This window comes from Streptomyces sp. NBC_01460, assembly GCF_036227405.1.
GTDB lineage: Bacteria > Actinomycetota > Actinomycetes > Streptomycetales > Streptomycetaceae > Streptomyces.
In genome coordinates, this window is record NZ_CP109473.1 from 1,572,803 (window position 1) to 1,591,933 (window position 19,131).

The window sequence follows — 19,131 nt, forward strand, 5'->3', positions numbered from 1 at the left end:
TGAGGACGCAAAGGTGCCAAAAGTCGAGTCTACGGGCCGCCGGGGGGCGAAGAAGCCCGTGGGCCGCTCAGGCCAGATAGGCCGGCGCGCTCACGGGCAGGATAAATCGGAATTCGGCGCCTCCGCCGGGCGCGCGGTCGACCGTGATGGTGCCGCCGTGGGCCTCGACGATGCCCTTGACGATGTAGAGGCCCAGGCCGGTCCCGCCGCGCTTGCTCCCCCGCCAGAAGCGGGTGAAGACGCGGCCCATCGACTCCTCGGGGATGCCGGGACCTTCGTCGCTCACGGTGACTGCCGTTCCGCTCTCGTCGCTCTTGCCCGGTGCGGGCGCAGGGGCGATGTCAATAGTGACGGTTCCCTCGCCGTGCCGCACCGCGTTTTCCAGGAGGTTGCCGAGCACCTGGTCGACCTTGTCCGGATCGGCCCAGAGCGCGGGCAGCGGCTGCCGGGTGTGCACGAGGAAGCGGTCGGGTGCCTGGCCGTTCGCGGTGAGCGCCTGGACGTGGCGTTCGACGGCGGCGGAGATGTCCACGGGCTGGCGGCGCAGCTCGAGCCTGCCCGAGTCGATGCGGGAGATGTCGAGCAGCTCGGCGATGAGCCGGGTGACGCGGTTGGCGTCGGCGTCGACGGTCTCCAGCATCAGCCGCTTCTGGTCGTCGGTGAACCGTTCCCACTTGGCCAGCAGCGTGGCGGTGAAGCCCTTGACGGAGGTCAGGGGGGAGCGCAGCTCGTGGGCGACGGTGGCGATCAGCTCGGCGTGGCTCAGCTCGGTGCGCCGGCGTGCCTCGGTGCCGCGCAGCGAGACGACGAGCCTCCGGACGGGCCCCGTCGGGGCCTCCCGTACGTACCGGGCGGAGACCAGGACCTCGCGGCCGCCGGGGAGCAGCAGATTCCGCTCGGGCTGGCCGACCCGGGTGGCGAGCCCGCCGTAGGGGTCGGTCAGCTCCCACCAGCGGCGTCCCTTGAGGTCCTCGAGGGGCAGTGCCTGGTCCAGGGAGTGGCCGAGGGCGTCGGCCACGGGTGTGGCGGTGATCCGGGACGCGGCCCTGTTGAAGCAGACGACCTTGCCGTTCTCGTCGGCGACGACGAGTCCGTCGGGAAGATCGTCCGGGTCGATGTCCGCCGCGGGGTCCCCGAGGGCCCGGCTTCCGCCGGCCCCGTCGGAGAGGGCGCGCACGGCGGCCGTGTGTGTCGCTCGCGGCCTGCTCATGCCGACAGCCATTCTCCCGTACCCCACCTCTCGAACCGGTGCAGTGGGCCCCCGAGTTCGCCACCCTACTAGGCGTCAGCAGCCGGGCGACACCCTCCGGGTGGGCACCGGCCGGGTGTGGCCCGTATCGATCGGTGGGGTGCGGGCGGGATCAGCCGGAGTGCCGGGGGCGCTGCGCCCGCGCGGAGGCGTAGAGGCACACGGCGGCGGCGGTGGCGAGGTTGAGGCTCTCGGCCCTGCCGTGGATCGGGACCCTGACCACGGCGTCGGCCAGGGCCCTCGTCTCCTCGGGCAGGCCCCACGCCTCGTTGCCGAACACCCAGGCGGTGGGACCGCCCATGGTGCCCGCGTCGAGCTCGTCGTCGAGGTCGTCCTCACCGGCGCCGTCGGCCGCCAGGATGCGGACACCGGCGTCCCGCAGCCCGCGCACGGCCTGCTCGACGGGCACGCCGACGGCCACCGGCAGGTGGAAGAGCGAGCCGACGGAGGCACGGACCGACTTGGGGTTGTAGAGGTCCACGGAGGCGTCGGTCAGCACGACCGCGTCGGCGCCGGCGGCGTCCGCGCAGCGCAGCACGGTGCCCGCGTTGCCGGGGTCGCGTACGTGGGCGAGGACGGCGACCAGGGTGGGCTTCGCCGCGAGGATGTCCTCGAAGGGCGAGTCCAGGAAGCGGCAGACGCCGATGAGCCCCTGGGGGGTGACGGTCTGCGAGATGTCGGCGAGCGCGTCGCCGTCGGCGAGGTGGACGCGGGCTCCCGCGGCGCGGGCGGCGTCGATGATGTCGGCGTACCGCTCGGCGGCCTCGACGGTGGCGAAGAGTTCGGTCAGCGTGGGCTCCCCGTCACCGCCCCGGTGGGCGGCGGCCTCCCGCACGGCCTGCGGCCCCTCGGCGATGAACCTGCGCTCCTTGCCGCGGAAGTTGCGCCTGGCCAGTCGGCGTGCGGCGGCGATTCGCGGCGATCGCGCGGAGATCAGTTCGGGGGTGCCCATGGTCGGCGGCGAGCCTCTCTGCGTATGTCAGCTTCTCTGCGTACGTTTCTCTGCGTACGGCTGACTCCGTACGCGACACGTCGTGCAACGCACCGGACCCGCAGACGGCACACGCCTGCGGGTCCGGCTCGGAACGCTGGAAGTGCTGCCTGGATCAGGCGGCCTTCGGGGCGTTGACGTCGCTCGGGAGGGCCTTCTGGGCGACCTCGACGAGGGCGGCGAACGCGTTGGCGTCGTTGACCGCGAGCTCGGCCAGGATCTTGCGGTCCACCTCGATGTTGGCGGCCTTCAGACCCTGGATGAGGCGGTTGTACGTCATGCCGTTCTGGCGGGCAGCCGCGTTGATGCGCTGGATCCAGAGCTGACGGAAGTCGCCCTTGCGCTTCTTGCGGTCGTTGTAGTTGTAGACCAGGGAGTGGGTGACCTGCTCCTTGGCCTTGCGGTACAGGCGCGAACGCTGACCGCGGTAACCGCTGGCGGCCTCGAGGATCGCCCGGCGCTTCTTGTGGGCGTTTACTGCCCGCTTGACGCGTGCCACTTTTAACTCCTTGCAGCGGGGGCGGGTGGTCGCAGTTCAGACTCACCCGACCCGGAAACGAATTGGTCCCGGTCGGATCGAGGGCGTCTCCGGGTTCACCGGAGACGGCGCCTCACTTGCCGAGAAGCTTCTTGACCTTCTTGGCGTCGGCCGGAGCCACGACGACCGTGCCGGTCAGCGAGCGGGTCTTCTTGGACGACTTGTGCTCGAGCAGGTGGCGCTTGCCCGCCTTCTCGCGCAGCACCTTGCCGGAGCCGGTGATCTTGAAGCGCTTGCTGGCACCGCTGTGCGTCTTGTTCTTCGGCATAGCGCCGTTATCTCCTCGTCAGTGGCGCCCCTCTCGGTGCGGGCACCGGACTGCAGGGGCGTCAGATCTTTGGGTGGTTTCCGAGGGACCCGGGGGCGCCTGGGTGGCTGCCCCCGGAGGTCACGCCTCGGAAGGTGTCTCGGCCGGAGCCTCGGCCGCTGCGGCCGGGGCCTCAGCGGTGTCACCCTCGGACTCGGCGTCGGGGGTGGTCCCCTGACGCTCCGCCTTGCGGGCGGCCTGGGCCTCGCGGGCTTCGGCCATGGCTTCGGTCTTCTTCTTGTGCGGGCCCAGAACCATGATCATGTTCCGGCCGTCCTGCTTCGGGTTCGACTCGATGAACCCAAGGTCCTCGACGTCCGAAGCGAGACGCTGGAGCAGACGGAAGCCCAGCTCGGGACGGGACTGCTCACGACCGCGGAACATGATCGTGATCTTGACCTTGTCCCCCTGCTTGAGGAACCGGACGACGTGACCCTTCTTGGTGTCGTAGTCGTGCGGGTCGATCTTCGGCCGGAGCTTCATTTCCTTGATGACCGTGTGCGCCTGGTTCTTGCGCGCCTCACGGGCCTTCATGGCCGACTCGTACTTGAACTTCCCGTAGTCCATGAGCTTGCACACGGGGGGACGGGCTGTCGCCGCCACCTCGACCAGGTCGAGGTCGTACTCCTGTGCGAGCTCCAGGGCCTTGGCAAGCGGAACAATCCCGACCTGCTCGCCGCTGGGACCGACAAGTCGCACCTCGGGAACGCGAATCCGGTCGTTGATGCGGGGCTCGGCGCTGATGGATCCTCCTCGGTAGCACCACGCGACCGCCTGGCGGACAGCCGCGTAACGTCTTATGTATGACCAACCGAGCCGGGAAAACAGAAATGCCCCGGACGGGACACATGCGGGGCTCCAGGAACTACCGGAACACCGCCGCGTGCAACCGCGGGGCGTAATCGGGCGGCCCCATCGTCCGTACGGAACGATGGCTGCCACCTGACCGGTGACCCGCCGTCCCGGAGGACGGTCAGGTGGGAGATCGGAGCCTCCACTTGTGGGCCGGTCACATAGGTGTCCGGCCGGTCGTTACACAAGGTTAGCAGCTCCCCGGGGCCACGGCGAACCCGCTGTCCGTACGGCTCCCGCAGGAAGATCCCCGCCGACGTGGCCTTATCGTGTGGGGCATGAGCGACGCGACCACCCCCAGCACCGAGAACCCCGGCTTCGACGACATGGCCCGCGACATCGCGGAGGTTCCCGCGGTCGAGGTGATCGTGACCGTCGCCGTCAACCTGATGAGCGCGGCCGCCGTGAAGCTCGGCCTGACCGAGGAGGGCGAGCAGCACAAGGACCTGGACGAGGCCCGCAAGCTGGTCCAGGCCCTGGCCGGGCTGCTCGACGCGAGCGCCACCGAGATCAGCACCTTCCACGCCTCACCGCTGCGCGACGGCCTCAAGTCGCTCCAGCTGGCCTTCCGCGAGGCCTCGCTCGTCCCGGACGAGCCGGGTCGGGGCCCGGGCGAGAAGTACACCGGCCCCGTCTACGGCTAGTCACCCCGCACTCCTCGGAGCCCGCCGCCTGCGACAGGTGGCGGGCTCCCGCGCGTCAGCGGCTGAACAGCGGCTCGCCCGGGGCCTCGGCACCGGCCGGCAGGAGCGCCAGGTCGATGCCCCGCACCAGCCGTGCGCGCAGCACCTCGCTGGCCGAGAGGGCGTCGGCGACCCGGCGGGCGGCCTCGGCGACCACCGCGTCCGGGGCGAGGACGAGGGCGAGGGTGCCGTCGGCCCCGCCGGGACCGAGGTGGGCCCGCAGCACCGCGGGCTCGGCGGCGACCGCCTCGCGCACCGCGGCGACGACCGCGGGGTCGTCGAGCGGGTCCGCGCTCACCCTGTTCTCGGCCAGGGCCAGCAGGGCAGGGCCGGTCAGCTCGAAGGCGACCGGGCCCGCGAGGTCGAGCACCACCGTGTCCGCCTTCTCGTGCGCGGCGGCCTGCAGCGCCTGGTGCAGGGGTACGGCGACGGGGCGCGCCTCGGGGTCCCAGAGGGCCAGCGTGGCGGTGGAGGTGAAGGCGGGCAGCGCGCGCCGGTCGCCGGCCTGCAGGGTCGGCACCGCCATGTCGCTGGTCTTCTCGCGGCGCAGCCCGTTCTCGTCCTCCTCCACCTCGCCCAGGACGGCGACGACCGGCACGAGCAGCCGGGCGTCGCGGAGAGCCGCGAGGACCGGGCCGACGGCCGTCCGGTCGGCGGCCCAGGCCGCGAGGGCCGCCGTCAGTTCGGGCGAGGCAGTGCCGTCGTCGTCGGAGAAACCGGGGTCCGGGATGTTCTTGAGCGCCACACGACGAGCGTAGTGGGTCACCTCTCCCACCTGGGCGACAGGTCGGACACAGGCTGCTGCCAGGTGGGCTGCCTAGCGTCCGGGCCATGCCCCGTCACAGAACGCGCAGGCCCGCGCCGTCCTCCCTCGTGACCGCGGCCGCCGCCGTACTGCTGGCCGGTTGCGCCGCGGGAGGTGTGTATCCGGTGGGTCGCTCGCCCGATGACGCGCACGCGGCCGTGGCCGCCGTACCGTCCGCGTCGAGCCCGCCCGCCGCGACGGGCCCGAGCGAGGAGCCCCAGGTGGATCTCGACGCCGAGCTGGCCGACGCGCTGGCACCCCTGGCCGACGGGGCCGATGTGTCGGTGGCCGTGCTGGACACGGAGAGCGGTGCGGGCGCCTCGTACGGCGACGGGACGTACGACACCGCCAGCATCGTGAAGGTGGACATCCTGGCGGCGCTCCTGCTGCTCGCGCAGGACGAGGACCGGGAGCTGAGCGGTGCCGAGCAGGCGTACGCGGAGGCCATGATCCGGCGCAGCGACAACACCTCGGCCACCGAGCTGCTCAAGGTGGTCGGCGGCGAGGACGGACTCGACGCGGCCAACGAGCGGCTGGGACTGACCGGGACGCAGGCCGTCCACGCGTGGGGGCTGACCCAGACGACGGCCGCCGACCAGGTACGGCTGCTGCGGGCGGTGACCGGTGCGGATTCGGCGCTGTCGGCGGACTCCCGCGCGTATCTGACGGGGCTGATGGGCCAGGTCGAGGCGGACCAGCGGTGGGGCGTGTCGGCGGCGGGCACCGGCGCGGTGCTGAAGAACGGCTGGATGCCCCGGACCACGACGGGGCTGTGGGACATCAACAGCATCGGGTCGGTGGAGAGCGGCGGGCACACCCTGCTGCTGGCGGTGCTGTCGCGCGGCCACGCGACGAAGGAGGCGGGGATCGCCCTGGTGGAGTCCGTCGCCGAGGCGGCGGCCGGGGTGACGGGCGCGGTGGCCGGCCGGGACTGAGCGGGACGGACGCCGGTCAGCGGAGGGGGCCGCCGGGGAACGGGGTGTACGCGGGCCCGGCGGGGCTCCTGCCCCGGGTGTTCCGGCCGCCGGCGTTCCGTCCGCGCCACAGCACCACGGCCAGGGCGAGGAGTACGGCACCGAGTCCGCCCGCCGAGGGGGCGAGCCAGCCGGCCGGGCCGCCGTCGTCGCTCCGGGGGGTGGGGCCGGAGCCGAAGTACTCCGTGGGGTGCCCGGCCTCGGCGGCCCGGGCGGCCAGGTCGTCGGGGCGCGGCTTCGCCCCGGCCTCGATCGCGGCGGCGGGGTCGACCAGGCCGTAGCCCCTGGCGTCGTCGCGGCCGCCGGAAGGGGCGTCGCGGGCGGTGTCCGCGAGCAGCGTCTTGAGCTGCGCGGGCGAGAGCCCCGGGTGCGCCGCGCGCACCAGGGCCACGGCCCCGGAGACGTAGGCCGCGGCGGCGGACGTCCCCCACTCGATGTAGTAGTGCCGGTCGGGGTTGGCCACGACGACGTCGACGCCGGGTGCGCTGACGGTGGCGTACCAGCGGCGGGTGGAGAACGCGGCGTGGGTGCCGTACTTGTCGACGGCCGCCGCGGCGATCACCCCGGGGTAGGCGGCGGGGTAGGAGACCCGGTCGCCCTTCTCGCCGCCGTTGCCCGCGGAGGCGACGACGGCGACGCCCTTGCCGAGGGCGTACTGCACGGCGGCGTCCTCGCCGGGCTCCGGGTGGGCCGACTCGCTGTCGTCGCCGAGGGAGAGGTTGATGACGTCGGCGCCGTGGTCCGTCGCCCAGCGGATGCCGTCGGCGAGCGCGGTGCCGCGTGACGCGCGGGCCTTCTTGCGCGACGGGTCGCCGGACTCGAGGATCACGCGCACGGGAAGGATCTTCGCCTCCGGGGCGACGCCGAGCACGCCGTCGGCCCGGCCGGGGCCGCTGCCACGGCCCGCGATGATCCCTGCCATCGCCGTGCCGTGCAGGGCCCAGGAGCTGTCGCCGCGCCCGGCGCCGAACCCGATGAGGTCCTTGCCCGCGAGCACCTGGCCGGCGAGGTCGGGGTGGTCGCCGTCGACCCCGGTGTCCAGGACCGCGACCGTGATGCCCTTGCCCTTCGTCGTCTGCCAGGCGGCGTCGGTGTGGAGGGCCTCCAGCCCCCACTGCTGGTCGCGGATGGCGTCCGCGTGGGCGGGGACGGCGGGCAGCAGGGCGAAGGCGGTGGCCGTGGCCACGGCGGCGAGCGCCCGGAGCCGGCGGGGACGGGTCATTCCGGCTTCTCCGTGAGGTCGGTGACGGTCCTGCGCAGGGCGCGCTCCACCCGGTCCGCGACGCCCTTCGCCTCGTGGCCGAGTCCTGCCTGGGCGACGGCCGTGGCGGCATCGGCCGCCATGGCCTCGGCCGCGGGCTGCGGCTCGGCGACCGGACGGCCGTCCGCGAAGCCGGAGACGGCGAAGACGACCACCGGCACCTCGGTCAGGACGTGGACCGTCCAGCTCGCCCGCTGCCGGTCGCCGAATCCGGCGGCCACGGTGTTCTCGGCCGGGTAGGTGCGGGGCATCAGGTCGGAGCGGCCGGCGAGGTTCTGCGTGGTGAACCGGGTGCTCAGGGCACCCATCGCCGCGGCGTCCCCCTCGGTGAAGACCATGCCGACGGTGGTGACGCTGCTGCGGGTGGCGTCGGTGTAGGTGGCCCGCACCAGACGCTCGCAGCCGACCGGGCCGAGCGTCTTGAGCAGCAGGGGGTCCAGGCCCGCCGCGCAGCCGCTGTCGCTCGCGACGGCGACCCGGGTCCAGACCCGGTCGGTGGCGCCCGGGCCCGCGCCGTCGCCCTTGAGGGTGCGCGGGAAGAGGGTGTCGACGGGCGCGCTGTGCCAGACGGAGCGGGTCACGGTGTACGCGCTGCCGGCGCCCGGCTCGGCCGCCGAGTCCCCGGTGAGCCAGCTTCCGGTGACCGCCCCGCCGATGAGGCCGAGGCCCAGCACCGCGCAGACGGCGGCCACCGCGGTCCGGAAGGGGTTCCCGGCCTTGACGGGGCGCAGCCGGGTGGTGGTCTCCGCCGGCGTCTCGGCGTACGCGTAGTACGCGCCGGGCGGGGCCGGGGTGGCGCCGGGACGCGGGGTGAGGTCCACGGCGCCGACGGGCCTGCGCCGAGTGGCGGCGGGCGGTGGCGGCGGTCCGGGGTGTGCGGGCGGCGCCGGCGGTACGGGGCGGAGCCGCGTGGTCGTCTCCACAGCGGGCACGGGCTCGGCGCGGGGCGCGGGCGGGGCGGCCTGCGGACGCGGGACCTGCGGCGCGGGCGCCCGGCCGGGCGCGGGACGTACAGGCGTCGTGCCGGGCGCGGGTTCGGCGCGGGGCGCGGGAGGCGGGGTCCGGGGGACGTGCGGGGCCGGGACGCCACTCGGGCCGGGCTGCGGGGCCGGGACGGACGGCGGGGTGGTCGGGCGGGGTGGCACGGGAGCGCGCCGCGCTTCGGTACTCATCCGCCCCCCTGGTCCACGCCCCGTACGGCCGGCGGACCGCCGTTGCGCACGGGGCCGTCGGTCGATCGTGTGACCGTCACTCTACGGGGTGGGCGGCACCCTGTGGGAACGGGACGGAGGGTGCGGGACGATCTGTACCGAACATCCCCTACCCAGTGGTACGGCCGTCTGGCAAGCTGCCGCCATGACTGTCCGCACCGCTGACCGGAGCCGTTACAACCGGGCCACCGCCCATCTCGACGCCCCGGTGGCCGTCGTCGATCTGGATGCCTTCGACGCCAACGCCGACGACCTGGTGCGCCGGGCCGGCGGGAAGCCGATCCGGGTGGCGAGCAAATCGGTACGCTGCCGCGCCCTGCTGGAGCGGGTGCTCGCGCGTCCGGGCTTCGCCGGGATCATGTCGTTCACCCTCGCGGAATCGCTGTGGCTGGCCCGTGCGGGATTCGACGACGTGCTGCTCGCCTACCCGTCGGCCGACCGGACCGCGTACGCCGAGCTGGCGGCCGATCCCAAGCTCGCGGCCGCCGTGACGGTGATGGTCGACGACCCCGCGCAGCTGGAGCTGATCGATGCGGCGCGGGCCGGCGGCACGGAGGAGATCCGGGTCTGCCTGGAGCTGGACACCTCGCTGCGGCTGCTCGGGGGCAGGGTCAGGATCGGCGCGCTGCGCTCCCCGCTCCGCTCCCCCGCCCAACTGGCCGAGATGGCCCGCTCGGTGGACCGCATGCCCGGCTTCCGGCTGGTCGGGATCATGGCGTACGAGGGCCATGTGGCCGGTGTGGGCGACTCGGTGGCCGGCCGGCCGCTGCGGTCGCGCGCGGTCCGGCTGATGCAGGCGGCGGCGCGCAGGGAGCTGGCGGCCCGGCGGGCTGAGGTCGTGCGGGCGGTCCGCGCGGTGGCGCCCGGCCTGGAGTTCGTGAACGGGGGCGGAACCGGCAGCGTGCAGCACACCGCCGCCGAGTCCGCGGTGACGGAAATCGCGGCGGGGTCCGGGCTCTTCGTGCCGAGGCTGTTCGACAACTACACCTCGTTCACGGGCCGTCCGGCGGCCCTGTTCGCCCAGCCCGTGGTGCGGCGGCCGGGCGTGGGCGTGGTGACGGTGCTGGGCGGCGGTTACCCGGCGTCCGGTGCGGCGGGCCCCGACCGGCTGCCGGTGCCGTATCTGCCCGAAGGTCTGCGCTACGACCCCCAGGAGGGTCCGGGCGAGGTCCAGACTCCGCTGCTGGGCGCCCCCGCGGACGATCTGCTGATCGGCGACAAGGTGTGGTTCCGGCACGCCAAGGCCGGTGAGCTGTGCGAGCGCTTCGACGAGCTGCGGCTGATCGAGGGTGAGCGGATCACGGCGACCGTGCCGACGTACCGGGGCGAGGGCCGCACCTTCCTGTAGGTACGCCCCACCGGCGACGACGGGCGCCGCCTCGGTGCGGACCACGGCACGGGTCGTGTTCCCGGGTCCGCGGGCGCGGGCCGCCCGCCGCCGGAGGGGGACGCGGCGGGCGGCCGGGTGTGTCCGGTCCAGGCCGCCCCGTCCCACCACCGTTCGGCGCCGGGCACGTTCACGTGCGGATACCGGCCGGGCGGCACCGCGTCGCTCATGCCCCCACTGCGGGGAGCCTCAGTCGAGCGGTGTCACGTACGCCCCCGAGATCCCGCCGTCGACGAGGAAGTCGGTGGCGTTGACGAACGAGGAGTCGTCGCTCGCCAGGAAGGCGACGGCGGCGGCGATCTCCGTCGCCTCGGCGAACCGGCCGAGGGGGATGTGGACGAGCCTGCGGGCGGCGCGCTCCGGGTCCTTGGCGAACAGTTCCCGGAGCAGCGGGGTGTTGACCGGCCCGGGGCAGAGGGCGTTGACCCGGATCCCCTCCCGGGCGAACTGCACCCCGAGCTCGCGGGACAGGGCGAGGACGCCGCCCTTCGACGCGGTGTACGAGATCTGGGAGGTCGCGGCGCCCATCCGCGCCACGAAGGACGCGGTGTTGATGATCGAGCCGCGGCCCTGGCGGCGCATGTAGGGGAGGGCGGCCTTGCAGCAGAGGTAGACGGAGGTGAGGTTGACGTCCTGGACGCGCTTCCACGCCTCGAGCCCGGTGGTGAGGATGGAGTCGTCCTCGGGCGGCGAGATGCCCGCGTTGTTGAAGGCGATGTCGACGGAGCCGTAGGTGTCCTGCGCCGCCGCGAAGAGCGCCTCGACCTGGTCGGGATCGGTGACGTCGACGCGTACGAAGGTGCCGCCCGCCTCCTTCGCGGCGGCCCTGCCCGCGCTCTCGTCGATGTCGCCGCAGACGACGTGGGCTCCTTCGGATGCCAGCCTGCGGGCCGTGGCCAGCCCGATGCCGCTGCCCGCCCCTGTGATGACGGCGGTGCGGCCGGTCAGCCGGCGGCAGATGTTCCCGGATTCCGTGGTCATGTGTGCTCAGGCCTCCGTGCCGATGAAGACGTTCTTGGTTTCGGTGAAGGCCGCGAGGGCGTCGGGCCCCAGTTCACGGCCGAGCCCGGACTGTTTGTACCCGCCGAAGGGGGTCCAGTAGCGGACGGCGGAGTGGGAGTTGACCGACAGGTTGCCGGCCCGGACCGCCCGCGAGACCCGCAGGGCGCGGCCCACGTCCCGGGTCCAGACGGAGCCGGCCAGGCCGTGTTCGGTGGCGTTGGCCAGCCGGACGGCGTCCTCCTCGTCCTCGAAGGGCAGCACCACGGCCACCGGGCCGAAGACCTCCTCGGTGGCGACGGGGGCGTCGGGAGCGGTGCCGGTCAGGACGGTCGGAGGGAACCAGAAGCCGGGTCCGGTGGGCGCGTTGCCCCGGATGCCGTCGGCGTCCGCGGGGACGAAGGCACGGACGCGCTCCAGCTGGGCGCGGGAGATCAGTGGCCCCATCTGTGTCTTCTCGTCCGACGGGTCGCCCACGACGACGGAGGCGACGGCCGGGACGAGGAGCTCCAGGAAGCGGTCGTACGCGGACCGCTGGACCAGGATGCGGCTGCGGGCGCAGCAGTCCTGTCCGGCGTTGTCCAGGAAGGACAGGGGCGCGGCGGCAGCGGCGGCCTCGATGTCGGCGTCGGCGAAGACGATGTTGGGGCTCTTGCCGCCGAGTTCGAGGGTGAGCCGCTTCACCCGGTCCGCGCACCTGGCCATGATCTGCTTGCCGACGCGGGTCGAGCCGGTGAAGACGATCTTCGCGACCCCGGGGTGCTCGACCAGGGCGTTGCCCGTCACGTCCCCCGCGCCGGGCAGCACCTGGAAGAGGTCCTCGGGGAGGCCCGCCTCCAGGGCCAGCCGGGCCAGCCGCTGCGCGGTGAGCGGGGTGGTCTCGGCGGGCTTGAGGAGGACGGCGTTCCCGGCGGCGAGGGCGGGGGCGACCCCCCAGGCGGCGATCGGCATGGGGAAGTTCCACGGGGCGATCACGCCGACGACGCCCAGCGGTTCCAGGAACGTGAGGTCGACCCCGCCGGGTACGGGGATCTGCCGTCCGGTCAGGCGTTCCACTCCCCCGGCCGCGTAGTCCAGCAGGTCCCGGACGTTGGCCGCCTCCCAGCGGGCGTTGCCCAGGGTGTGGCCCGCCTCGGTGACCTCCAGCAGGGCCAGCCGTTCGGCGTGTTCGTCGACGAGGACGGCGAAGCGGCGCAGCAGCCGGGCCCGGTCGGCGGGGGCGAGGCCGGCCCAGACGCGCTGGGCGGCGGCCGCGCGGGTGACGGCGGCGTCCACCTCCTCGGCGGTGGTGGCGGGGACGGTGGCGACGAGCTCTTCGGTCGCCGGGTTCAGGACACGGTGTTCGGTGGTCACGGGGTGCCTCACAGGCGTTCGAAGGAGCGGCGGAGCTCCCAGTCGGTCACCGCGGCGTCGAAGGCCTCCAGTTCGACGCGCGCCATGTTGCGGTAGTGCGCGACGACGTCGTCGCCGAAGGCCTCCTGGGCGACCTCGCTGGTCCCCCAGAGGCCGGCTGCCTCGCGCAGCGTGGTGGGGACCTGGTCGTATCCCGCGGTGTAGGCGTTGCCCTCGCACGCCTCGGGGAGTTCCAGCTCGTTCTCGATCCCGTGGAGCCCCGCGGCGACGAGTCCCGCGACAGCGAGGTACGGGTTGACGTCGCCGCCGGGCAGCCGGTTCTCGAAGCGCAGCGAGCGGCCGTGGCCGACGACACGCAGGGCGCAGGTGCGGTTGTCGTGCCCCCAGGCGACGGCGGTCGGGGCGAAGGAGCCGGGCTGGAACCGCTTGTAGGAGTTGATGTTCGGCGCGTACAGGAGGGAGAAGTCGCGCAGGACGGCGAGCTGGCCCGCGAGGAAGTGCCGCATGACGGGGGACATCGTGCCGTCCTCGCCGGCCATGACGCTGTGTCCGTCGGCGTCCTGGAGCGAGAGGTGGATGTGGCAGGAGTTGCCTTCACGCTCGTTGAACTTGGCCATGAAGGTGAGGGACACGCCTTCCTGCGCGGCGATCTCCTTGGAGCCGGTCTTGTAGACGGCGTGCTGGTCGCAGGTGACGAGGGCCTCGTCGTAGCGGAAGACGATCTCGTGCTGGCCGGGGTTGCACTCGCCCTTGGCGGACTCGACGGTGAGCCCGGCGGCCGCCATCTCGTTGCGGATGCGGCGCAGCAGCGGTTCGATGCGGCCGGTGCCGAGGACGGAGTAGTCGACGTTGTACTGGTTGGCCGGGGTGAGGCCGCGGTAGTCGCGGTCCCATGCCTGCTCGTAGGTGTCCTTGAAGACGATGAACTCGAGTTCGGTGCCGACGTGGGCGGTCAGTCCGTGTGCGGCGAGGCGTTCCAGCTGCCGCCGGAGGATCTGGCGGGGCGCGGCGACGACCGGTGTGCCGTCCTCCCAGGCGAGATCGGCCATGACGAGGGCGGTTCCCTCGTGCCAGGGGACGCGGCGCAGGGTGGCGAGGTCGGGGCGCATCGCGAAGTCGCCGTAGCCGTTGGACCAGGAGGACATGGCGAATCCGTCGACGGTGTTCATGTCCGTGTCGACGGCGAGCAGGTAGTTGCAGCCCTCGGTGCCGTGTTCCAGCACCTCGTCGAGGAAGAAGGACGCCGCGAACCGCTTGCCCTGGAGCCGGCCCTGCATGTCGGGGAAGGCGAGGACCACGGTGTCGATCTCACCTCGCTCCACGAGCACGCGCAGCTCGTCGGTCGCCAGCGGGGGTGTTCGGTCTGCCACGGGGCACTCCTCGTTCGGTCAGCCGGAAGGCCTGCGGCCTCCCCCGAGGTCGCTAAGGTATGGGAGAAAACCATTGGGGGGAAGGGAATCGGGACGTGGCGGAAGAGACCGGGGGGCCTTGGTCCGCCGACCGGCTGCTGCCCGCGCTGCGGCCGGTCCGCGCGGGCAACGGGTTCGAGGAGGCGCTGGAGCAGATCCTCCAGGTGGTCAGGCTGGGGCTGGTGCCCGGCGGCGGGCGGCTGCCGGCCGAGCGTGAGCTGGCCGCGCTCCTCGGCATCAGCCGCGTCACCCTGCGGGAGGTCCTGAAGGTGCTTCAGGAACAGGGGCTGATCGAGGCGAGACGCGGCAGGTACGGCGGTACGTTCGTGCTGCCCCGCACCGGCCCGGCCGACGGTGACGAGCTGCGCCGCCGGGTGACGGGCACCGACATCGAGGACGTCCTGCTGTTCCGCGAGGTCCTGGAGTCGGGGGCGGCCGGGCTCTGCGCGTCGCGCGGCCTCGACGACGAGGGCACGGACCGGCTGCGGAGGGCTCTGGCTGCGACGCACGAGGCACCTCTGCCCGACTACCGCCGACTCGACACCCACTTCCACCTGACGCTCGCCGAGCTCTCCGGATCTCCCTCCCTCGCCGCCCGGTACGCGGCCGTCCGGGCGACCGTCAACGACCTGCTGGACTGCATCCCCCTGCTGGTGCGGAACCTCGAACACTCGCAGCACCAGCACACGGTCCTCGTCGAGGCGGTGCTCGACGGGGACGAGGAGGCGGCCCGCGCGGTGGCGCGCGAGCACTGCGCGGGGACGGCCGCGCTGCTCCGGGGCTTCCTGGCTTGATCTTGCTCTTCCGGTTCACCGCTCTTGCGCGGCGGCTCCGCACGAACAAAGGTATGACGCATCACCATTGCACCGGGCCGGCCCGCAGACCGGCCGCCGGAGGGACCGCGCCATGCACGAACCGCTCATCGGCATCACGACCTATCTGGAGCCAGCGGCTCGCTGGGGCGTCTGGGAGCTCCCGGCGGCGGTGCTCCCCTCCGCCTATCCCCAGCTGGTCCAGCGCTCCGGCGGCCTCGCCGCGCTGCTGCCGCCCGACGACCCGGCGAGGGCAGGGGCGGCCGTCGCCCGGCTGGACGGTCTGGTGATCGCGGGCGGAGCCGACGTCGACCCCGGGCTGTACGGCGCGGAGCGCGACTTCAGGACGGGCCCTCCGGCGCATGAACGCGACACCTGGGAGGTGGCGCTGCTGCGCGCGGCGAGGGCTGCCGGCACTCCGGTGCTCGGGATCTGCCGCGGCATGCAGCTGCTCAATGTGGCCGTCGGCGGCACGCTGACCCAGCATCTGGACGGCCACGCGGGCCCGTTCGGGAAGACCGGGGTCCTCGGCGAGCACACGGTGACGCCGGTACCGGGGACGCTGTACGGCTCGCTGGTGCCGGAGGTGGCGTCCGTGCCCACCTACCACCACCAGGCCGTGGACCGGCTCGCGCCCGGTCTGGTGGCCTCCGCGCACGCGGCGGACGGCACGGTGGAGGCCGTCGAGCTGCCGGGCGACCAGTGGGTGCTGGGGGTCCAGTGGCACCCCGAGATGGGCGACGACCTCCGGATCATGCGGGCCCTGGTCGAGGCCGCCCGGGCCCGGACGGCGGCACTCCGGCCGGTCGCGCACCACGCCTGACGGGCGCCCCGCGCCCGCACCCGCACGGCCCCTCAGCCGCGCCTCTCAGCCGCGCGCCGGACCGGACGGATGTGCGGTCAGGGAGAGCAGATCGCGGGCCGGGCCGGTGGGGCGGTGCCCGGCGGGCCAGACCGCGCGCAGCTGCCGGCGCAGCCGGACACCGGCGACGGGGATCTCGACCAGCCGCCGGGCCGAGAGCTCCTCGTCGAGTGCCAGTTCGCTCAGCACGCAGGGCCCTGCCCCGCTCTCGGCGGCCCCCTTCACCGCCGTGGTCGAGGAGAGCTCCAGCAGCGGCCGGGCCAGCCCGCCGTGCACGGCGAGCGCCGCGTCGAGCACCTGCCGGGTGCCCGAGCCCCGCTCGCGCAGGATCAGCGGGGTCCGCGCGAGCTCCCGGGGGGTCAGCTGGGTACGCCGGCGGGCCCAGGGATGGAGCGGGGCGACCACCACGACGAGGCGGTCGTGTGCGACGACGGTGCCGTCGAGCCCCTCCGGCACGGACAGGCCCTCGACGAAGCCCAGGTCGGCCTCGCCCTCCAGCAGCCGCCGGGCGACGACGGTCGAATTCCCCGCGAGCAGGGACACGGCCGTCTCGGGGCGCCCCGCCCGCAGCGCGATCAGCCAGCCCGGCAGCAGGTACTCCGCGATGGTCATGCTCGCGGCCACCCGGAGCCGGGAGTCGCGCCGGTCGCGCAGCGCCTGGGCACCCGCGTCGAACGCCTCGGCCGCCTCGACGACCCTGCGCGCCCAGTCGGTGACGAGGGCGCCCGCGTCGGTCAGCCGGGAGCCGCGCGGCGAGCGGTCCAGGAGCGCGACCCCGAGCTGCCGTTCCATCGACCGGATGCGGCTGGAGGCGGCGGGCTGGCTGATGCCGACCTCCCGGGCCGCCCTGCCCAGACTGCCGTGCCGTGCGACGGCGAGCAGGAGCACCATGGCCCCCAGGTCGGGGACCCGGTGGGAGAGCGAGGAGGGCGGGGGCACGGGGCTGGACATAACCCCAGCTTATGACCTCATAGCCCGGTGCCTCCTGGTGGGCGGTGGGCTGCCCCTGGAGAATCGTGGCATGGCCATCTTTCCGCGGACCGGGACCGGGACCGCAGCCCCCCGTCCCGTCGACCTCCGGCTCCCGTCCCTGCGGTACCTCGGCCCCAACTGGTACGCGACGGTCATGGGGACCGCCGTCGTCGCGACGGCGGGCGCCTCGCTGCCCGTGGACGTGCCGGGCATGCGCGCCTCCTGCGTCGTGGTGTGGGCCCTGTCCGCCGTGGCGCTGGCCGCCGTGCTGACGGCCCGGGCCGGGCACTGGATCCTCCACCGCGACCAGGCCCGCGCCCACCTCATGGACCCGGCCGTCGCCCCCTTCCACGGCTGTATGTCGATGGCGCTGCTGGCGGTCGGCGCGGGCACCCTGGTGGTCGGCCGGGACGTCATCGGACATCCTGCGGCCGTCGTCGTGGACACGGTGCTGTTCACGACGGGCACGGTCGCCGCACTCGCCGTCGCGGTGGTCGTCCCGTACCTGATGGTCGTGCGCCACCGTCTCGCCCCGGGTACCGCGTCGCCGGTCTGGCTGCTGCCGCTGGTGTCCCCGATGGTCTCGGCGGCGGTCGGCCCCCTGCTGGTGCCGGAGCTGGCCCCCGGACAGGGGCGTGAGGCGCTTCTGCTCGCCTGTTACGCGATGTTCGGGCTGTCCCTGCTCGGCACCCTGGTGGTCGTGCCGCTCGTCTTCTCCCGGCTGGTCCACGAGGGTCCGCTGCCCCTGGCCATGACCCCGACGCTGTTCCTCGTGCTCGGTCCGCTCGGCCAGTCCACGACCGCCGTCAACCAGCTGGCCGACGTGGCGCCGGGCGCGATCGCGGCGCCCTACGCGTCCGCCTTCGGCGCGTTCGCCGTCCTGTACGGGGTGCCGGTGATGGGGTTCGCCCTGCTGTGGCTCGCCCTGTCCGCCGCGATGGTGGTGCGCGCGATGCGGCGCGGCATGGGGTTCACGATGACGTGGTGGGGCTTCACCTTCCCGGTCGGTACATGCGTCACCGGCGCGGCGGGCCTCGCTCGGCACACCGGCCTGGACGCGTTCACCTGGCTGGCCGTGGGGCTCTACGCGCTGCTCGTGACGGCCTGGGCGGTCGCGGGCGTACGGACCCTGGGCGGGCTGTTCAGCGGAGTGCTGCTCGCAGCGCCCCGGCCGCTTCGGCCAGGGACGGTCCGTACCACGTGAGGTGACGCCCGTCGACGTGTGCGGAGGGCAGCCCGGGAAAGGCCTCGGGGCCGTCGGCGGGAGTGAACCGGTACGGCTCGTCGGGCAGCACGACCAGCTCGGCACCGGACGCGTTCAGCTCGGCGAGGGGCACGCGCGGGTAACGGTCGGGGTGGCCGGCGTACACGTTCCGGACGCCGAGCCGGGCCAGCAGGTCGCCGGCGAAGGTGTCGCGGCCCAGCACCATCCAGGGCCTGCGCCAGACCGGCACGACCGCGGGGCGGGGCACGTGAACGGCAGGCAGCGCCGCCCAGGCCGCCTCGGACTCGTCCAGCCAGGGCGGCCGGGCCAGGCCGCAGGCGGTGAGGACCCGCCCCAGCTCGACGAAGGCCTGGTCCAGGGTGCGGACCTCGGTGACCAGGACGTCGAGCCCCGCGTCCCGCAGGGCGGCCAGGTCCGGCTCCCGGTTCTCCTCCTCGTTGGCGAGGACGAGGTCGGGGCGCAGCGCGGCCACGGCGGCGATGTCGGGGTTCTTCGTGCCCCCGATCCGGGCCGCGGTCAGCCCGGCCGGGTGGGTGCACCAGTCGGTGACCCCCACCAGCAGCCCGGGACCGGTGGCGGCCACCGCCTCGGTGAGCGACGGGACGAGGGAGACGACACGCACGGACGCTCCCCCGGTCATCGACGCGAGTCGTACGTCGCGTCGATGTGCTCCGCGACCGAGACGACCAGCAGCCGGGTGCCGGGGACCGTCGCCCGCCAACGGTGCCGGACCCCGCCGGAGAGGAAGAGCGTGTCGCCCTTGCCCAGCCGGTGGGCCTGTCCCTCGGCCTCGACCTCGACGGCGCCCTCCACGACGTACATCACCTCGTCGTTGCGGTGCTGGAACTCGCGTCCGAGATCCGGTTCACCGATGAACTCCAGCGCGCTGAGCTGGTGCCGCCCGCGCACCAGACGGCGCACACCGTCCTCGTCGTCCGCGCGTACGACGTCCACCGCGCGGGCCGAGTCGGCCGCTGCCCGCAGCCGCTCGGTCGTGGTCTCCAGCGCCTCCGCCACCCGGTCCAGGGAGCGGGGGCTGGGTCTGGCCCGTTCGTTCTCGATCTGGCTGAGGAACGGTACGGACAGTCCGCTGCGCCCGGCCACCGCGGCCAGGGTGAGTCCGAGCGTCCTGCGGCGTCGGCGAACCGCGGCGCCCACTCGAAGGGCTTCCTTGTCGTCCATGTCCGGCTCCCTCCCCGGATCGCCATCCTCCCGGTTGCCAGCACCCTACGCATGTCGTT

At 73.7% G+C, this 19,131-nt stretch carries 20 protein-coding genes and 1 pseudogene; 6 read left to right on the top strand and 15 right to left on the bottom strand.

What is annotated here, in order from left to right; genetic code table 11:
• Positions 1-67: 67 nt before the first annotated feature.
• From OG488_RS06955 to infC, 5 genes are all read right to left on the bottom strand, one after another.
• Positions 68-1,222 carry a sensor histidine kinase gene (locus OG488_RS06955; protein WP_329226909.1) on the bottom strand — a complete coding sequence of 385 codons (1,155 nt, stop codon included), beginning with the start codon at positions 1,220-1,222 and terminating at the stop codon, positions 68-70.
• Positions 1,223-1,361: 139 nt separating this feature from the next.
• Positions 1,362-2,201: a TrmH family RNA methyltransferase gene (locus OG488_RS06960; RefSeq protein ID WP_329226911.1), complete on the bottom strand. Its 840-nt coding sequence runs from the start codon at positions 2,199-2,201 to the stop codon at positions 1,362-1,364.
• A 154-nt stretch (positions 2,202-2,355) separates the two neighbouring features.
• Complete coding sequence (rplT, locus tag OG488_RS06965; RefSeq protein ID WP_003970214.1) at positions 2,356-2,739, bottom strand: 50S ribosomal protein L20; 384 nt, start codon at positions 2,737-2,739, stop codon at positions 2,356-2,358.
• Positions 2,740-2,851: 112 nt separating this feature from the next.
• Positions 2,852-3,046: a 50S ribosomal protein L35 gene (gene rpmI / locus OG488_RS06970; RefSeq protein WP_099176763.1), complete on the bottom strand. Its 195-nt coding sequence runs from the start codon at positions 3,044-3,046 to the stop codon at positions 2,852-2,854.
• A gap of 120 nt (positions 3,047-3,166) precedes the next feature.
• Positions 3,167-3,886 (bottom strand): translation initiation factor IF-3, encoded by a 720-nt coding sequence (gene infC / locus OG488_RS06975; protein ID WP_329238475.1) that lies wholly within the window; start codon positions 3,884-3,886, stop codon positions 3,167-3,169.
• 329 nt (positions 3,887-4,215) lie between these two features.
• On the opposite strand from infC, the gene OG488_RS06980 reads away from it, so the two are divergent.
• Entirely contained in the window at positions 4,216-4,581 is a 366-nt protein-coding gene (locus tag OG488_RS06980; protein ID WP_103516633.1) for a DUF1844 domain-containing protein, read from the top strand.
• Between the two features lie 55 nt (positions 4,582-4,636).
• Here OG488_RS06980 and OG488_RS06985 read toward each other — a convergent pair whose 3' ends face one another.
• Positions 4,637-5,365, bottom strand: coding sequence for an SseB family protein (locus tag OG488_RS06985; RefSeq protein ID WP_329226914.1), 729 nt, complete (start codon positions 5,363-5,365; stop codon positions 4,637-4,639).
• An 86-nt stretch (positions 5,366-5,451) separates the two neighbouring features.
• Here OG488_RS06985 and OG488_RS06990 point away from each other — a divergent pair, with 86 nt between their 5' ends.
• A complete protein-coding gene (locus tag OG488_RS06990) occupies positions 5,452-6,360 on the top strand; it encodes a serine hydrolase (RefSeq protein WP_329226916.1) in 909 nt (302 codons plus the stop codon).
• A 16-nt stretch (positions 6,361-6,376) separates the two neighbouring features.
• On the opposite strand, the gene mycP is transcribed toward OG488_RS06990, so the two are convergent.
• Together mycP and OG488_RS07000 are read right to left on the bottom strand one after the other, a co-directional pair.
• Positions 6,377-7,621: a type VII secretion-associated serine protease mycosin gene (mycP, locus tag OG488_RS06995; protein ID WP_329226918.1), complete on the bottom strand. Its 1,245-nt coding sequence runs from the start codon at positions 7,619-7,621 to the stop codon at positions 6,377-6,379.
• Positions 7,618-8,481: a hypothetical protein gene (locus tag OG488_RS07000; protein ID WP_329238477.1), complete on the bottom strand. Its 864-nt coding sequence runs from the start codon at positions 8,479-8,481 to the stop codon at positions 7,618-7,620. Before OG488_RS07000 ends, mycP begins: the two co-directional genes overlap by 4 nt.
• Positions 8,482-9,016: 535 nt before the next feature.
• Between OG488_RS07000 and OG488_RS07005 the strand changes: the two genes are divergently transcribed.
• Positions 9,017-10,219, top strand: a complete 1,203-nt coding sequence (locus OG488_RS07005; RefSeq protein WP_329226919.1) for an amino acid deaminase/aldolase — start codon at positions 9,017-9,019, stop codon at positions 10,217-10,219.
• A gap of 104 nt (positions 10,220-10,323) precedes the next feature.
• On the opposite strand, the pseudogene OG488_RS39235 reads toward OG488_RS07005, so the two are convergent.
• The 4 genes and pseudogenes from OG488_RS39235 to OG488_RS07020 form a co-directional block, all read right to left on the bottom strand.
• Positions 10,324-10,428: pseudogene (locus tag OG488_RS39235) on the bottom strand (DUF2510 domain-containing protein); the annotation flags it as partial.
• Positions 10,429-10,447: 19 nt separating this feature from the next.
• Positions 10,448-11,239, bottom strand: a complete 792-nt coding sequence (locus OG488_RS07010; RefSeq protein ID WP_329226920.1) for a 3-oxoacyl-ACP reductase — start codon at positions 11,237-11,239, stop codon at positions 10,448-10,450.
• A gap of 6 nt (positions 11,240-11,245) precedes the next feature.
• Positions 11,246-12,610, bottom strand: coding sequence for an aldehyde dehydrogenase family protein (locus OG488_RS07015; RefSeq protein WP_329226922.1), 1,365 nt, complete (start codon positions 12,608-12,610; stop codon positions 11,246-11,248).
• 8 nt (positions 12,611-12,618) lie between these two features.
• Positions 12,619-13,980: a glutamine synthetase family protein gene (locus OG488_RS07020; RefSeq protein WP_329226923.1), complete on the bottom strand. Its 1,362-nt coding sequence runs from the start codon at positions 13,978-13,980 to the stop codon at positions 12,619-12,621.
• A gap of 59 nt (positions 13,981-14,039) precedes the next feature.
• Here OG488_RS07020 and OG488_RS07025 point away from each other — a divergent pair, with 59 nt between their 5' ends.
• Positions 14,040-14,813 carry a FadR/GntR family transcriptional regulator gene (locus tag OG488_RS07025; RefSeq protein WP_329226924.1) on the top strand — a complete coding sequence of 258 codons (774 nt, stop codon included), beginning with the start codon at positions 14,040-14,042 and terminating at the stop codon, positions 14,811-14,813.
• A gap of 112 nt (positions 14,814-14,925) precedes the next feature.
• Positions 14,926-15,654: a gamma-glutamyl-gamma-aminobutyrate hydrolase family protein gene (locus OG488_RS07030; protein ID WP_329226926.1), complete on the top strand. Its 729-nt coding sequence runs from the start codon at positions 14,926-14,928 to the stop codon at positions 15,652-15,654.
• Between the two features lie 45 nt (positions 15,655-15,699).
• Here the strand turns inward: OG488_RS07030 and OG488_RS07035 are convergent, their stop codons facing one another.
• The gene (locus OG488_RS07035) at positions 15,700-16,644 is read right to left on the bottom strand and encodes a LysR family transcriptional regulator (RefSeq protein ID WP_329226928.1); all 945 of its coding nucleotides are present in this window, start codon (positions 16,642-16,644) and stop codon (positions 15,700-15,702) included.
• 70 nt (positions 16,645-16,714) lie between these two features.
• Here OG488_RS07035 and OG488_RS07040 point away from each other — a divergent pair, with 70 nt between their 5' ends.
• Entirely contained in the window at positions 16,715-17,869 is a 1,155-nt protein-coding gene (locus OG488_RS07040) for a TDT family transporter (protein ID WP_329226930.1), read from the top strand.
• Here the strand turns inward: OG488_RS07040 and OG488_RS07045 are convergent.
• Positions 17,808-18,512 (bottom strand): helical backbone metal receptor, encoded by a 705-nt coding sequence (locus tag OG488_RS07045; RefSeq protein ID WP_329226931.1) that lies wholly within the window; start codon positions 18,510-18,512, stop codon positions 17,808-17,810. The genes OG488_RS07040 and OG488_RS07045 overlap by 62 nt on opposite strands.
• Before the next feature lie 14 nt (positions 18,513-18,526).
• A complete protein-coding gene (locus OG488_RS07050) occupies positions 18,527-19,072 on the bottom strand; it encodes a helix-turn-helix domain-containing protein (RefSeq protein ID WP_329226932.1) in 546 nt (181 codons plus the stop codon).
• Positions 19,073-19,131: the final 59 nt, after the last annotated feature.